The organism is Lederbergia lenta NBRC 16444 (assembly GCF_001591545.1).
Classification (GTDB): Bacteria; Bacillota; Bacilli; order Bacillales; family Bacillaceae_C; genus Lederbergia; species Lederbergia lenta.
In genome coordinates, this window is sequence record NZ_BCVC01000001.1 from 682,243 (window position 1) to 698,732 (window position 16,490).

The following is a 16,490-nucleotide window of genomic DNA, read 5'->3' on the forward strand; positions in this document are numbered from 1 at the left end:
AGAAATGAAAGTAAATAATGTAGAGCTTGTAATCAGTGCTGTAAAACCAGAACAATATCCAGCTGAGGGTTTTCCAGAATTTGCCTTAGCTGGCCGTTCAAATGTAGGGAAGTCTTCCTTTATTAATAAAATGATTAATAGGAAGAGTATGGCACGTACTTCTTCAAAACCGGGTAAAACACAAACGTTGAACTATTATAAGATAGAGGAAGCTTTGTATTTTGTTGACGTCCCAGGTTATGGATTTGCAAAAGTATCAAAACGGGAAAGAGAAGCATGGGGACAGATGATAGAAACATACTTCACAAGTCGTGAAGAATTATGTGCAGTCCTGTTAATTGTTGATTTACGTCATCCTCCAACAAAAGATGATATAAATATGTATGATTTCTTGAAATATTATCAACTCCCTTGCATTGTTATTGCGACAAAAGCAGATAAAATCCCTCGTGGTAAATGGGAAAAGCATGCTACTGTTATAAGAAAAAATCTTGATTTAGTAAAAGAAGATGAAATTATTGTATTCTCCTCCGAAACAGCCGAAGGAAAAGATAAAGTGTGGAATGCGTTGAAAAAGTGGATGTAAGTACAAAAATCGGAAGGTGCCCTAGGCCCTTCCGATTCTCTGAGTTGTCTAGATCCAAATGCCTTGAAAGTGGAAAACTTGGGATTTTCCGCGATAAGTCTACATAAGTTGCCAATGGCTTACCGTGTTGACTTTTTCTAATTGAAAGAATGATCATCGCCCACATCCCGTGGAAGCAGTTTGTACGTTACTAAATGGGCATCTTCCGCTTTTCTGTATCACCTTTGTTTTTTGCTAAAAAATAAAAAATAAGCGCCTGCTATAACAAAGATAAAAGGCCAGATTTTACTTATGACTGCAATGTTATGCCCGTTTGTGACAGCCCAATCTGTTAATTTGTCAAAAAACAGAATGAGAATAGCTGCTAAAAGAAATAAAATTCCTTGTACTACTCCTACTCCAGTTTTAACATATGTAAGCAATAAACCGAGAGCAATAACTAATAGAAAAATACCTGTATGATCAGGCCAGATAGCTAGCTTATTTGTTATGTGGAAATGTACTCCAATTCCAGTTATGACCACACCCGGTACAATGGCTTCATAAGCTTTTCCAGCATATGCTTGTACGAGAAATCCAACTCCAATGATGACTAACAAAGTTGGCCACGTGTACAATTCTGAAATTAGGGTAAAATGATATTGCTGTAGTAAAAAATAAATCCCGAATCCAAACAAAATAACTCCAGAAAGTAATGATTTTTTTTTCATAATTTTCCCACCTGTCTTGTTTCCTTGTATTTCATTTATGTATTTGATATGTTACAAATAGTTTATCATATAAATAATTCTAAAATGTAACATAGTAATTGTTATCTGTTTACATCTTTCATTATCTGTTCACATCTTTTTTAGAATACTTCTAATCTGCGTGATATAATATATGTAGTGCGCAATTTCTTTGGAGGTGCCTATCTTTTTATGCACATCATCGTCGTAGGACTAAATTATCAAACAGCCCCAGTGGAGATTAGGGAAAGACTTGCTTTTACGGAAGATGCTTTACCCAACGCCATGGTGGCATTAAAAAATAAAAAAAGCATTCTAGAAAATATGATCGTTTCTACATGTAACCGGACAGAAGTTTATGCAGTCGTAGACCAGTTACACACCGGGCGCTATTATATTAAAGAATTTTTATCAGAATGGTTTAATATTGATCAAAAGGAATTTTCAAACCATTTATTTGTTCGTGAGCATGAAGCTGCTATTGAACATTTATTTAAAGTAACATGTGGATTGAATTCAATGGTACTTGGTGAGACACAAATCTTAGGCCAAATACGCACGAGCTTTTTACAAGCACAGGAAAATGGGGCAACGGGTACAGTGTTTAATCATTTAATGAAACAAGCTATAACACTTGCTAAAAAGGCACATTCACAAACAGATATAGGTGCAAATGCCGTTTCTGTCAGTTATGCAGCTGTCGAACTTGCTAAGAAAGTGTTTGGTAATCTACAGAACAAGCATGTGTTAGTAATCGGGGCCGGAAAAATGGGCGAGCTTGCTATCAAAAATCTTTATTCAAATGGAGCAACGAAAGTTACTGTAATTAATCGTACTTTTGAAAAAGCGCAAACGCTGGCTGAACGTTTTGATGGAGAAGCAAAATCGTTGCAAGAATTGCAATGTGCGATTATGGAAGCTGATATTATCATTAGTTCAACTGGTGCCCGAGGATACGTAGTAGATAAGGATATGATGGAAAGCATGGAGAAAATGCGAAAAGGACGTCCAGTATTCCTTGTAGATATTGCTGTTCCGCGGGATTTAGACCCTGCTATATCTGACATAGAAAATGCTTTCCTATATGATATCGATGACTTAGAAGGCATTGTACAGTCTAATTTAGCTGAACGTGAAAGAGCAGCTGAAAAAATTATGTTAATGATTGAGGAAGAGATGGTTGAATTCAATGAGTGGGTTAATATGCTTGGTGTTGTGCCAGTCATTTCCGCCTTACGTGAAAAAGCTCTTACTATTCAAACGGAAACAATGAATAGTATTGAACGTAAACTTCCCAATCTTTCTGAACGTGAAAGAAAAGTGTTGAATAAGCATACAAAGAGTATAATTAATCAATTGCTGAAAGATCCTATTCTGCAAGTGAAAGAACTTTCAGGAGAGCCGCAAGCAGCAGAAAAGATCGCGTTATTCAAACAAATATTTGACTTGGAAGAGGCAGTAAGCGGACAAACAGTCAACATCGAAGAGAATACGAAAAGTAATAAAACAATAAAATTCGCGGCTCCGCTGCCATCATACCAGGCTTAAAAGGAAGTGAGCTATGTTTGAGCTATGGATGGTAAGACTTCCGGAAATAGTTATTGTGATTTATGCCCTTTCGATCATGTTATATTTCATCGATTTTATTGACCAAAACCAGAAGGTTAATCGCCTTGCCTTCTGGTTACTTTCGATTGTTTGGATACTTCAAACAATTTTTTTGTTTCTTTATATGCTGCAGACTGGGAGATTTCCAGTGCTTACACTATTTGAAGGATTGTATTTCTATGCCTGGGTATTAATTACGCTATCACTAACAATCCATAAGATAATGAAAGTTGATTTCACTGTTTTCTTTACAAATATTGTTGGATTTAGCATTATGGCTATTCATGCTTTCGCTCCCATTCAGCGTCCTTCAGAGTTGATGGCTGATCAATTAGTTTCAGAATTGCTATTCATTCATATTACTATGGCCATTTTGTCATATGGAGCATTTACTTTATCTTTTGTATTTTCAGCTCTTTATTTATTTCAATATAAGTTATTAAAAGAAAAAAAAGGTCTGAAAAGGCTTTGGCGCTTGAGTGATTTGGCAAAACTTGAGAAGATGTCATTTGTATTAAATGTCATCGGCGTACCGATTCTCTTATTAAGTTTGATCCTTGGGTTATTATGGGGTTACATAAAATTGACGTACATTCAATGGTATGATCCGAAAATTATCGGTTCTTTTATTTTATTATTTATTTACAGTATCATCCTCTATTTGCGAGGGAAAAAAGAATTATTCGGCAGAAAACTTGCGATCTGGAACACTGCTGCATTTTTAATAGTTTTAATAAATTTCTTTCTAGTAAGTCGTTTATCATCTTTTCATATATGGCATTATTAGGCTCTCGATGGGGTCAAGCGGGGGCTTAGCTGGAGTTATTCGAAAACTAGATCAGTTTTACTTTGTACTTTATTTTTTGCAGGAGGGTAAATAAAGTGAGAAAAATTATTATTGGGTCACGTAGAAGTGAATTGGCATTGACACAAACCAATTGGGTGCGTGAGCAATTGGAGAAACTTAATGTACCATTTGAATTTGAAGTGAAAGAAATTGTCACAAAAGGAGACCGTATTCTAGATGTCATGCTTTCTAAAGTTGGCGGAAAAGGACTGTTCGTGAAGGAAATCGAACAGGCGATGCTTGATGGCGAGATTGATATGGCGGTGCATAGTATGAAAGATATGCCCGCAGAACTCCCTCAAGGACTAACGATTGGCTGTATTCCTGAACGGGAAGATGCACGCGATGCACTTATATCAAAAGGGCATGTAAAATTAAAAGATATGCCAGCAGGTGCAATAATTGGTACGAGTAGTTTGAGAAGGAGTGCCCAGTTGCTAGCTGAACGCCCTGACCTTGAAATCAAATGGATCAGAGGAAATATTAATACTCGTCTAGAAAAACTTAAAAATGAAGAATATGATGCAATTATCCTTGCGACTGCAGGTCTAAAACGAATTGGTTGGGACTTAGGTATGGTTACTGAGTTCCTAGAACCGGAAATTTGCCTGCCAGCAATCGGTCAGGGAGCACTAGCGATTGAATGTCGTGAAAATGATCATGAATTGCTGGCTGAACTTAATAAGTTGAATTCTGAAACAACTACTCGTACCGTTGAGGCAGAACGTGTCTTTTTAGCTAAAATGGAAGGAAGCTGTCAAGTACCGATTGCAGGTTTTGGGACATTAAATGACAATGATGAAATAGAATTGATTACACTAGTAGCATCTTCAGACGGCAAAACGATTTATAAAGAAAAGGTAGTTGGTTCGAATCCTCAAAAAGTCGGTGAAAAGGCTGCTGAAATTTTGAGCGCCCAAGGAGCTAAAGTATTAATTGATCAAGTAAAAGAAGAACTGGAACAATGAAGAATGACCAATTGCCGCTCGCTGGCCGGCATGTTCTAATTACAAGAGGCAGTAATCAAGGAGAGAAGTTTTGCATGGATGTAGCATCTGCTGGTGGCATCCCGTATATGGTGCCACTCATTGATTTCCGTGCGCATGAAGATATTAATGCCCCTAATTTTATTAATCAAATAGCGCAATACGATTGGATTATTTTTACGAGTAAAAACGGGGTGGACTATTTTTTTCAACATATTAATGGTCATATTGATCCATCTATATTAAGACGTAGCCATATTCAATTTGCGGTTGTTGGCGAGAAAACACGTGAAGCACTGGATCGATACAATATTCCATCTCGATTTATGCCAAATGTATATACTGCTGAGGATTTTTCACGTGAATACTTTGAACAAGAACTAACTGCTAAAAAGGTCCTTATTCCAAAAGGGAATTTAGCTAGTAAAACAATCGCAGAAGGTTTTAGATCACACAATATTGTAGCAGATGAATGGATTGTTTATGACACATATTATCCAACAAAAAATACAGATAAGCTTGTCCGGTTATTATCTGAAGATCGACTTGATGTAGTAGCATTTACAAGCCCGTCAACTTTTAACCATTTTAATAAGATTATCGAGGAATATCATATAGATTTTCGTACAAAAAAATTAAAAATAGCTTCGATTGGTACAGTAACAAAACGCACAGTAGAGCAAGCCGGATTTGAAGTTAGCATCTGCCCTGATACATTCACGATTGACTCTATGTTTGTTGAATTATGCGACTACTTTGCCGAGAAAGCTAAAGAAGGGAAGAATAGTAATGGACAAGATTGAATTTAAACGTCATCGTAGATTACGGGCATCCGCTAGTATGCGATCAATGGTTCGGGAAACACACTTACGTCCAGAAGATTTTATATATCCGCTTTTTATTGTCGAAGGGGATAACAAGAAAAATGAAGTCACTTCTATGCCAGGTGTTTATCATATTTCACTAGACAAACTGCAACAAGAAGTTCAGGAAATTGTTAGTCTAGGTATCAAGTCAGTTATTTTATTCGGTGTGCCAGAGGAAAAAGATGATTGTGGATCAGGTGCGTATCACGACCATGGGATTGTTCAAGAAGCAACTCGTGTAATTAAAAAACATCAGCCTGATCTGCTTGTTGTCGCTGATACTTGTCTTTGTGAATATACAGATCATGGACATTGTGGGCTAGTGGAGAATGGGAATGTTCAGAACGATCCAAGTCTTGAATTGCTAGTGAAAACCGCTGTTAGTCAAGCAGAAGCAGGGGCAGATATTATCGCACCTTCCAATATGATGGATGGATTTGTTGCTCATATTCGAAAAGGACTGGATGAAGCTGGTTTTACAGATTTGCCAATTATGTCATATGCAGTAAAATACTCTTCTGCCTTTTATGGTCCATTCCGTGATGCTGCGAATAGCGCTCCGCAATTTGGTGATCGAAAAACATATCAAATGGACCCAGCAAACCGCATGGAAGCTTTACGAGAAGCTGAATCAGATATGGAAGAAGGAGCCGATTTTCTAATCGTTAAACCAGCGTTATCTTATTTAGATATTATTCGTGATGTAAAAAATAATTTTAACGCACCGATTGTTGCTTACAATGTAAGTGGAGAATATTCAATGGTGAAAGCCGCCTCAGCGAATGGCTGGATTGATGAAAAAGCAATCGTGTTAGAAAAGCTAACAAGCATCAAGCGAGCAGGTGCGGATTTAATTATTACTTATTTTGCTAAAGATGCAGCAAAATGGCTAAAAGAGTCAAACTAAATAATGTGAAAAGTGGAGGTTTGTTTGATGCGTTCATATGAAAAGTCTAAACAAGCTTTTAAAGAAGCTGTTACATTACTCCCTGGAGGAGTGAATAGTCCAGTACGTGCATTCAAATCAGTTGATATGGATCCGATTTTTATGTCCAATGGAAAAGGATCTCGGATATACGATATTGATGGCAATGAATATATTGACTATGTATTATCTTGGGGTCCACTTATTTTAGGACATGCAAACGATCAAGTGGTTGAATCTATTAAAAAGGTTGCTGAACAAGGTACAAGCTTCGGTGCACCAACCCTTATGGAAAATAAATTAGCAAAACTAGTAATCGAGCGAGTCCCTTCGATTGAGATTGTGCGCATGGTATCTTCTGGTACGGAAGCAACAATGAGTGCACTTCGATTGGCTAGAGGATATACTGGTCGAAATAAAATATTGAAATTTGAAGGCTGCTATCATGGACATGGTGATTCTCTATTAATAAAAGCGGGCTCTGGTGTTGCAACACTTGGTTTGCCTGATAGTCCAGGTGTCCCAGAAGGAGTGGCCAAAAATACGATTACTGTTCCATATAATGATTTGGAAAGTGTTCGCTATGCATTTAAAGAATTCGGCGAAGATATTGCTGGTGTGATTGTTGAGCCTGTGGCTGGAAATATGGGTGTTGTTCCTCCACTACCAGGTTTTCTAGAAGGGCTTCGTGAAATAACTAGTGAATATGGCTCTTTGCTCATCTTTGACGAGGTAATGACAGGATTCCGTGTTGCATACAATTGCGCACAAGGGCATTTTGGTGTAACACCAGATATTACATGTCTTGGAAAAGTAATTGGTGGTGGACTACCGGTTGGTGCCTTTGGGGGGAAAGCTGAGATCATGGAACAGATTGCCCCGAGTGGTACTATTTATCAGGCGGGTACATTATCAGGAAACCCTCTTGCCATGACAGCGGGGTATGAGACGTTAGTTCAGCTCACGCCTGAAACATATAAGGAGTTTAACCGTAAAGCTGATATGCTTGAATCTGGTTTAAAACATGCTGCTGAAAAACATGCGATTCCACATACGATCAATAGAGCGGGATCGATGGTAGGTATTTTCTTCACAAATGAAGGAGTTCATAATTATGAAAATGCCAAAACATCCGATCTAGCACTATTCGCTGCGTATTATAAAGAAATGGCCAATAACGGGGTATTCTTGCCACCGTCACAATTTGAAGGGTTATTCCTTTCAACAGCACACTCTGATGAAGATATACAAACAACAATAGCCACTGCTGAAAAAGCATTTGAAAAAATTTCAAGTTATTCATAAGAGAATAAAAGAATTAGATAGAAGGATTGGCATGATGCCTATCCTTCTTTTTTATTAAATGATAACGAACCAGTCGCAAATGAACTATTCGCCAGTAGATTAAAATGTCAGATAATAAAAAGTATGCAACGGACAGGAAATTAGTGTAGAGCCTAATAAATGTATAATGGCGGTCATTATATTTCCTAACAGAATCTATAGTCCAGGTCACTGTTTCTTTTCTTTACATATTTTCCTTGCTCCCCTCATAGAATGTAATTGACTAATGATATTTTGTTATGGATTTGAAAGGAGGAGTCTGTATTGCCCGAGCGCAAGGAATCATCCATTACGTTTACAGTGGAAGAATCTATCTGGTTCGAAAGGGGACAGGAAGTAGATGAACTAATATCTATTTCATTAAGTCCGCATATTGAACTATTGAATGAAGAGGACTATGTCGTGTTAAAAGGCACGCTTGAATTAAGTGGGGAATATAAACATGTAAACGAAGAGAATGAAGTAGCATTCCCGATTATGGGGCGTCAATATATTCAATCTGTTGAAATAAGAAATGAGACTGAAAGTGAATTTTTTCACCAATTGCCACTCGATATTACGATTCCAAAAAGAAAAGTGAAGAAACTAGAAGATATAGCAGTTGATATTGAATCGTTTGATTATCACCTTTCAGAAAACTGTCGTCTCCAACTTTTAGCAGACATAGAAATTCGCGGGGTGTATGAAGAGGAAGAGTCTATCTTAGATACCGTTGAAGAAGATGCGGATGATTTGTTAGATCATTATGAAGAATCTCCGAGTCGGGTAGAGCCAGCCACTCCAATAAATAATGAAAGTTCGGTTATTGAAGAGATAGATAGAAAAACGACAGAATTACAGGAAGAGGAGCTAGAAGAAATTCTGCTCGAGGTACAGCCTGGGGAACATGAGGTTGAAGCAAAAGTACGGGAAGCAGAGCTGCAGGGACAAGGGGATGAACAACAGGAAATTCAAGTTGAAACACGAGAAGGAGAACAACAGGAAATTCAAGTTGAAACACGAGAAGGAGAACAACGGGAAACTCAAGTTGATACGCGAGAAAATGACCAGCAAGAAATTCAAATGGAAGCAGTTGAAAAAGAAGAAAGGAACACTAAAGTTGAAGCTCAAGAAGAACAGCATGAAATCGAGTTGGAGACACTTCACGAAGAGCATGACATTCATGTAGAAGTTCGGCAAGAAGAGCAAGGCCACCATCAGGTAGAAGAGGCGCGCGAAAAACAGCAGGACCCTTTAGTTGAAATACTAGAAAAAGAAAATGATGAAGATTTTTATGACTTATTTAAAATAGAAGCTAACATTATTCCTGAAAAACGAGAGTTAACTGATGTACGACCAACGTTAGATTACCATCTTCCGAAGTTACCAGAAATATTGATAGAATCATTGGAGCGAAGGGGAAGAGATCACATGCCGATAGAAAGTTCGAGCCCTTATATAGAATCTTCCTCGCATATGAGTAATGTTAAATATGATGAGGTAGAGTCATCCTCACATCTACAGGAAGAAAAAAATAAAGAGAAAAAGAAAAAAGACAAATATAAGTCTATGTCATTTGCCGATTTTTTTGCCAGGAAAGATGAGGGAGCTTCCGCAAAATTGAAGGTGTGTCTTGTGCAGCACGGGGATTCGATTCAGGGACTGGCGGATAAATATAAGGTGACAGTTCAGCAAATTTTACGGGCAAATCAGTTAGAGGCAAACCATGAGGTGTATGAAGGGCAAGTATTGTATATACCTGTAAAAGTAAGTTCATTAAAGTCAATTTGAATAAAGTTTTCTAGAAATGTCGTCCCCGCTTTTTTAGAATAAGCAGGTGATATAATGGCGCATATTCTTGAGGAAGAAGTAAAAAGAATCGTAAAGCTTTACGGACTAGATGCTGATTTTGTACAAAATATCGGAAATGTGTATAGGATTTATACGAACAAAGGTGAATTTGCACTAAAGCGAATGAAAGTCGAAAATGGTCTTGATTTTCTTTACTATATGCAATTTCTTTATCAACGGGGATACAATCGAATTGTTCCTATTTTTCCGACAGCAGATGGTCGTTTTGCTATTTTAGAAGGGAAATATGTTTATTATTTAATGCCATGGTTAGAAAATAAGCTAAAAGAAGATCATACTCAAAAGCATCACGATCTGTTCCGTGAACTGGCACGGTTTCATATGCTGTCGGTGCGAGAGGTTCCTGTAAGTAAAGAAGAACGAAAAGAGCATTTTGATCGTACGCAAAATCGCTGGGAAAAAGAGCAAGAAGCGATGGAGACATATATGGAAGTAAGTGAGAAAACATGGTATATGTCCCCTTTTCAACTAATGTTTTGTACTTTTTTTAGTGAAATAAGTGGTGGACAACGTTATGCGCTTAGAAAATTAAACGATTGGCACGAAGCTTCCCTAGAAGAGACGAAGGCAAGGAGTGTGATTGTACACGGTAAACTTTCTACGGAACATTTCTTATACAATGAAAAGGGGATAGGTTATTTTTCTAACTTTGAAAAAGCGAGTATTGCTTCCCCTATTCATGATTTACTGCCATTTTTGTCAAGAATGCTGAATACCCATCCAAAACAGTTTAATGAAAGTGTGGAGTGGTTAGAGGCATACTTTCGGCATTTTCCATTTAAATCGGAGGAAATGCATTTATTTCTTAGTTATTTAGCGCAGCCCGGTCCCATTTACAGGGTAATAGAGAAATATTTTTCCACAACAAATGAAAAAAATGAAATGCAATTTGTACGTGATCTACAGCGACATTATTGGCAAATGAAAAATAAGGAATTTATTGTTATGAGATTAAATGAAATAGAAGAAAGAAAAAAACAAATGGAACAAGAACAATCCCACCCTTCTGAATAAACTAAAGGATGGGATTGTAATTTAAGTTGAAGAGAATAAATTACATCCATTCATAATGAAAAGATAAGGCCAATCCAATAAAAATAGCTAATAATAAAACGTCAAAAACTGTTGGGAAAATAAAAGTGCGAATCCCTTGAAATATGGTGAATGGAATAATTAGCTGTCTACAAACCCCTTTGAAATTTCTCTTCCAAGATTGAAATGTATACTGATTAAATCTTTTGCTCATCATCATACCTCCTTGAATCACTCTTGCTATAAAATATGTGAAAGAAGTTAATCGGTGCCTATATAGTATAAATTGAAAGATATTGGTCCATCCTATTTAAGAGTACAAAAATAATTGACATTCACATATGATATTAGCTAATATTATAATAAGAGAATAATCGACTAATTGCTTTGACAGGGAAGAGTACATTGGCAATCTACTTTCAGAGAGAGAAATCATTGCTGTGAGATTTCTTAAGTAGAAACATTGGAAAGTCACCCTTGAGCAGCTTCTGTGAAACTTTAGTAGTAGAGGCCGGTGAAGAGCCGTTAACAAATTAAGTGCCAGACACATGTGATAATTGCATGTCTGCGAAAAAAGGTGGTACCGCGAATCCGCTCCCTTCGTCCTTTTGACGAGGGGAGTTTTTGTGTTTTTATAAGAAAAGCGGAAGCGGCCGTTTAACGATGAACAAACTGGAACCGCAGTATGTGGCAGCGCCCCTTAGTGCCTATAATTAGACACTAACTGGTACAAATGTAGCGATTAAAGGGAGGATAATAATGGAAGATAATAAAATGACAATGCCAACTAAATATGAACCACAAAGAATAGAGAAAGGCCGTTATCAATGGTGGTTAGATGGAAAATTTTTCGAAGCGAATAATGATCCGGATAAAGAGCCATATACAATTGTTATCCCGCCACCAAATGTAACGGGACGCCTGCATTTAGGTCATGCATGGGATACTACTTTGCAAGATATTTTGACGAGAATGAAGAGAATGCAAGGTTATGATGTTCTTTGGCTTCCTGGAATGGATCATGCAGGAATTGCCACGCAAGCAAAAGTGGAAGAAAAGCTACGTGAAGAAGGAACATCACGTTATGACCTAGGGCGTGAAAAGTTTGTGGAAGAAACATGGAAATGGAAAGAAGAGTATGCAGATTTTATTCGCCAACAATGGGCAAAGCTCGGACTTGGTTTAGATTATTCGCGTGAACGTTTTACACTTGATGAAGGTCTTTCGAAAGCAGTAAGAGAAGTCTTTGTTAAGCTTTATAAAAAAGGGCTTATATACAGAGGCGAGTATATTATCAACTGGGATCCTGTTACGAAAACAGCTATCTCAGATATTGAAGTAATTCATAAAGACGTACAAGGTGCATTCTATCATATGCATTATCCACTTGCAGACGGTACTGGGGCCATAGAAGTAGCAACTACTAGACCTGAGACAATGCTAGGTGATACGGCAGTTGCCGTCCATCCAGATGATGAACGCTATCAACATTTAATTGGAAAAACAGTCCTTTTGCCAATCGTTGGACGTGAAATACCGATTGTTGCAGATGATTATGTGGATAAAGATTTTGGTTCGGGTGCTGTGAAAATTACTCCAGCTCATGATCCTAATGACTTTGAGATCGGGAATCGCCATAACTTAGAACGCGTACTTGTTATGAATGAAGACGGTACGATGAATGGAAATGCTGGAAAATATCAAGGGATGGATCGTTTTGATTGCCGTAAACAAATTATTAAAGATTTGCAGGATCAAGGGGTTTTATTCCAAATTGAAGACCATATGCATTCGGTTGGTCATTCAGAGCGAAGTGGTGCAGTAGTCGAGCCATATTTATCGACACAATGGTTCGTGAACATGCAGCCGCTCGCAGATCAAGCACTTGAATTACAGAAACAAGAGGAAAAAGTGAATTTTGTTCCAGATCGCTTTGAGAAGACGTATTTGCGTTGGATGGAAAACATTCGTGACTGGTGTATTTCACGCCAATTATGGTGGGGACATCGTATTCCGGCATGGTATCATAAAGAAACTGGAGAAGTATATGTTGGAAATGAAGCACCTGCTGATGAAGAAAATTGGGAACAAGATCAAGATGTTCTAGATACATGGTTTAGCTCTGCATTATGGCCATTTTCAACGATGGGTTGGCCAGATCCCAATGCGGAAGATTTTCAACGATATTATCCAAATAATGCACTTGTTACAGGTTATGATATTATCTTTTTCTGGGTTTCTAGAATGATTTTTCAAGGAATTGAATTTACAGGGAAGCGTCCATTTAATGATGTATTGATTCATGGTTTGATTCGAGCGGAAGACGGACGAAAAATGAGTAAATCGCTTGGAAACGGTGTTGATCCAATGGATGTTATTGATCAATATGGTGCAGATTCCCTTCGTTATTTTCTAGCAACAGGAAGCTCACCTGGTCAAGATCTCAGGTTCAGCATGGAGAAGATTGAATCCATTTGGAACTTCGCTAATAAAATTTGGAATGCATCTCGATTTGCATTAATGAATATGGATGGGTTAAAGCAGGAAGAAATTGACCTGACAGGCGAAAAAAATGTTGCGGATAAATGGATCTTAACCCGTCTGAATGACACGATCGATACTGTAACAAAACTTGCTGATAAATATGAATTTGGCGAAGTTGGTAGAGCGTTATACAATTTCATTTGGGATGATTTATGTGATTGGTATATTGAAATGGCGAAGCTTCCGTTATATGGTGAGGACGAAGCAGCTAAGAAGACGACACGGTCTGTTTTGGCGTATGTATTAGATAACACAATGAGACTCATACATCCGTTTATGCCATTTATTTCTGAAGAAATTTGGCAAAACCTTCCGCATGAAGGGAAATCTATTACAGTGGCAGCGTGGCCAACAGTAAATGAGCAATTTACTGATAATCAAGCCGCAGGAGAAATGAAATTACTAATGGATATCATTCGGGCAGTACGGAATATACGCGCCGAAGTGAATACACCTATGAGTAAGCAGATTAAATTAATGCTTAAGGCAAAAGATGAAGAAACACTCGCAGCGCTAGAAAAGAACAAATCATTTATTGAGAAATTCTGTAATCCAGAAGAGCTTATAATTTCAACTGACATGAAAACGCCAGAAAAATCAATGACCGCTGTTGTAACAGGTGTGGAACTATTTCTTCCGCTAGCTGGACTAATCAATATTGATGAAGAAATTAAGCGCCTAGAAAAAGAATGGGAAAAGTGGAATAAAGAAGTAGAACGTGTGCAGAAAAAATTATCTAATGAGAAGTTTACAAGTAAAGCTCCGGAAGCCGTAGTGGAGGAAGAAAGAGCGAAAGAAAAGGATTACGTTGTAAAACGATCAATTGTTGAAGAACGTATGAAAGAATTAAAAAATATTTAAGTAATAAAGAGTATTTGGCATCTCCTTATAATATGAAGGAGGTGCCGGCTCTATATTTATGACGCTTTGTCGGAGGTGTACAAGTTGTTTCATACATATGATGAGTCTCTTGATTGGATTCATTCCCGTCTACGCTTTGGTATAAAACCAGGGTTGAATAGAATGAAGTGGATGCTTGAAAAACTCGATCATCCTCAAAAAAAAATAAAGGCGGTTCATGTCGGTGGAACGAATGGAAAAGGTTCGACTGTGGCTTATTGTCGTTCAATTTTAGTTGAAGCCGGTTATGAAGTTGGTACATTTACTTCGCCGTATATTGAGCAATTTAATGAAAGAATTAGTTTGAATGGAAGACCGATCTCTGATGATGAAATAACCAGTTTAGTAAATACTATCAAGCCACTCGCAGATGAACTAGAGGAAACTGAGTTAGGGTCACCAACAGAGTTTGAAATTATCACGGCGATGGCGATCTATTATTTTGGCGTTATGAATCCCGTTGATATTACTGTTTTTGAAGTCGGACTTGGTGGTCGTTATGATTCAACGAATGTCATAGAACCAATATTGACTGTGATTACCAACGTAGGAATGGATCATACTCAAATTCTAGGGAATAGTTTAGAAGAAATTGCTTATGAAAAAGCTGGTATTATTAAACAAAGTACACCAATATTTACAGCTGTTAAAGATGATAGAGCTTTTAAAGTGATTCAAAAGGAAGCTAAAGAAAAAGAGGCTCAGTTATTGCAACTAGGCCATGATTTCGTTGTTAAAGATATTTTATCGACTGAGTATTCAGAAAGGTTTGCATATAAATCAGTCACAGAAACGATTGAAAACCTCGAAATCCGATTATTAGGTCATCATCAAATCGAAAATGCTGCTGGAGCCGTTGCAGCCTTACTATGGTTACACGGTCAAGGTACAATAAGGCTGAATAAGGAAGTCATTAGAGCTGGTCTTGTTAAAGCTAACTGGCCTGGTAGATTAGAGGTATTACAAAAAGAGCCAACCATAATGGTTGATGGTGCCCATAATCCAGAAGGTCTAAGGGCATTAACTGCTGCGTTAGAAAATAGATTTTTTGGTAAAAAGTTAAAAGTGGTCTTTGCTGCACTGAAAGATAAAGATTTAACAGAAATGTGTACTATTTTAAACGACATGAATGCGGAACTATATGTAACAGAGTTTGATTTTCCTAGAGCTGCTACAGCAGAGGAATTCAAAAAAATGACGGGAAATCAAACAATAATCACGCATTCTGATTGGAAAATATTAATCAATAACCTTAAAAATACAATGCAATATAACGAGGTACTAGTGGTCACAGGTTCATTATATTTCATTTCATTGGTGAGGCCTTTTTTAAAAGATCAAATTGCGAAGTTAAATATCGAATAATGTAGCTATTCACCGACATGGTCGTTATGATAAAACAAGATAATACTTATGATGACTAAAATGGAGTCATCATAAGTAAATATGTAGGTATAGATTATTACTGAAAGAATGAAAGGATTATCTCGTAAATGAAACTGATCATTTTCCTCTGTGCCCTTCTACTTGGTTCATTTTATAAAACTGTTGGTATAAGGGTTCCAATGAAAGAACCAATATTGGGAATGCGTTCTGCCTGTTCAAGTTGTAAGAGAACATTATCATTCTGGAATCTTATCCCTGTAATTTCTTATGTAATACAGGGTGGAAAGTGCCGCCAATGTAAGAAATGGATCTCTCCATTTACTCCACTAACTGAGCTCATTACTGCCTGCTTATTTGTCTACGCATATACGCATATTGGATGGTCTTTTGAGCTTTTTATTGCGTGGACATTCATTTCATTACTTGTAATCATTTCTGTATCAGACATTACATATATGCTTATCCCAGACAAAGTATTGCTCGTTTTCACAGGAATTATTTTAATAGAACGCTTGATTCAGCCGCTAACTCCTTGGTGGGATTCATACCTTGGTGCCGCTGTTATCTTTATTATTTTAATGGGAATTACAGTGTTAAGTAAAGGTGGTATAGGTGGAGGGGATATAAAACTCTATGCTGTTTTAGGTCTTGCTCTTGGTTTAAAACTAGTTTTGTTTTCTTTCTTTTTTGCGAATTTGATAGGTGCAATCATAGGAGTGCTAGGAATGGCAATCGGAGTTGTAGAGCGGAAGAAACCGATTCCTTTTGGTCCGTTTATCGCGGTTGGTACATTATTCGTATATTTCTTTAATAATCATATCCTAGCATGGTATTATTCACTATTTCAGTTTTAATAGAATACCATATGTTTATGCTAGATTTATAAT

General features: G+C 37.3%; 14 protein-coding genes and 1 other annotated feature. Of the genes, 12 read left to right on the plus strand and 2 right to left on the minus strand.

From position 1 onward, the window contains the following. Positions 1-4: 4 nt before the first annotated feature. Entirely contained in the window at positions 5-586 is a 582-nt protein-coding gene (gene yihA, locus BLE01S_RS03020) for a ribosome biogenesis GTP-binding protein YihA/YsxC (protein ID WP_066137155.1), read from the plus strand. A gap of 218 nt (positions 587-804) precedes the next feature. Here the strand turns inward: yihA and BLE01S_RS03025 are convergent, their stop codons facing one another. Next, positions 805-1,296, minus strand: coding sequence for a LiaI-LiaF-like domain-containing protein (locus BLE01S_RS03025; RefSeq protein WP_066137157.1), 492 nt, complete (start codon positions 1,294-1,296; stop codon positions 805-807). A 210-nt stretch (positions 1,297-1,506) separates the two neighbouring features. On the opposite strand from BLE01S_RS03025, the gene hemA reads away from it, so the two are divergent. From hemA to ysxE, 8 genes are all read left to right on the plus strand, one after another. Further along, positions 1,507-2,862, plus strand: coding sequence for a glutamyl-tRNA reductase (hemA, locus tag BLE01S_RS03030; protein ID WP_066137159.1), 1,356 nt, complete (start codon positions 1,507-1,509; stop codon positions 2,860-2,862). Between the two features lie 13 nt (positions 2,863-2,875). Beyond that, entirely contained in the window at positions 2,876-3,709 is an 834-nt protein-coding gene (locus BLE01S_RS03035; RefSeq protein ID WP_066137161.1) for a cytochrome c biogenesis protein, read from the plus strand. 95 nt (positions 3,710-3,804) lie between these two features. Then, positions 3,805-4,737: a hydroxymethylbilane synthase gene (gene hemC, locus BLE01S_RS03040; protein ID WP_066137162.1), complete on the plus strand. Its 933-nt coding sequence runs from the start codon at positions 3,805-3,807 to the stop codon at positions 4,735-4,737. Continuing rightward, on the plus strand, positions 4,734-5,558 hold the full coding sequence (locus tag BLE01S_RS03045; protein ID WP_082788562.1) for a uroporphyrinogen-III synthase: 825 nt from the start codon (positions 4,734-4,736) through the stop codon (positions 5,556-5,558). Before hemC ends, BLE01S_RS03045 begins: the two co-directional genes overlap by 4 nt. Continuing rightward, complete coding sequence (gene hemB / locus BLE01S_RS03050; protein WP_066137166.1) at positions 5,545-6,528, plus strand: porphobilinogen synthase; 984 nt, start codon at positions 5,545-5,547, stop codon at positions 6,526-6,528. The genes BLE01S_RS03045 and hemB overlap by 14 nt, the downstream gene beginning before the upstream one ends. A gap of 27 nt (positions 6,529-6,555) precedes the next feature. Beyond that, on the plus strand, positions 6,556-7,851 hold the full coding sequence (gene hemL / locus BLE01S_RS03055) for a glutamate-1-semialdehyde 2,1-aminomutase (protein WP_066137168.1): 1,296 nt from the start codon (positions 6,556-6,558) through the stop codon (positions 7,849-7,851). A 303-nt stretch (positions 7,852-8,154) separates the two neighbouring features. Continuing rightward, complete coding sequence (locus BLE01S_RS03060) at positions 8,155-9,660, plus strand: LysM peptidoglycan-binding domain-containing protein (protein ID WP_066137170.1); 1,506 nt, start codon at positions 8,155-8,157, stop codon at positions 9,658-9,660. A gap of 54 nt (positions 9,661-9,714) precedes the next feature. Continuing rightward, a complete protein-coding gene (gene ysxE, locus BLE01S_RS03065; protein WP_066137172.1) occupies positions 9,715-10,755 on the plus strand; it encodes a spore coat protein YsxE in 1,041 nt (346 codons plus the stop codon). Positions 10,756-10,795: 40 nt separating this feature from the next. Here ysxE and BLE01S_RS03070 read toward each other — a convergent pair whose 3' ends face one another. Beyond that, positions 10,796-10,987, minus strand: a complete 192-nt coding sequence (locus BLE01S_RS03070; protein WP_066137175.1) for a YszA family small membrane protein — start codon at positions 10,985-10,987, stop codon at positions 10,796-10,798. Positions 10,988-11,151: 164 nt separating this feature from the next. After that, positions 11,152-11,384, plus strand: a binding site (T-box leader). 148 nt (positions 11,385-11,532) lie between these two features. On the opposite strand from BLE01S_RS03070, the gene BLE01S_RS03075 reads away from it, so the two are divergent. From BLE01S_RS03075 to BLE01S_RS03085, 3 genes are all read left to right on the plus strand, one after another. Continuing rightward, the gene (locus tag BLE01S_RS03075) at positions 11,533-14,178 is read left to right on the plus strand and encodes a valine--tRNA ligase (RefSeq protein ID WP_066137176.1); all 2,646 of its coding nucleotides are present in this window, start codon (positions 11,533-11,535) and stop codon (positions 14,176-14,178) included. Positions 14,179-14,262: 84 nt separating this feature from the next. Further along, the gene (locus tag BLE01S_RS03080) at positions 14,263-15,582 is read left to right on the plus strand and encodes a bifunctional folylpolyglutamate synthase/dihydrofolate synthase (RefSeq protein WP_066137178.1); all 1,320 of its coding nucleotides are present in this window, start codon (positions 14,263-14,265) and stop codon (positions 15,580-15,582) included. 128 nt (positions 15,583-15,710) lie between these two features. After that, positions 15,711-16,457, plus strand: coding sequence for a prepilin peptidase (locus BLE01S_RS03085; protein ID WP_066137180.1), 747 nt, complete (start codon positions 15,711-15,713; stop codon positions 16,455-16,457). Positions 16,458-16,490: the final 33 nt, after the last annotated feature.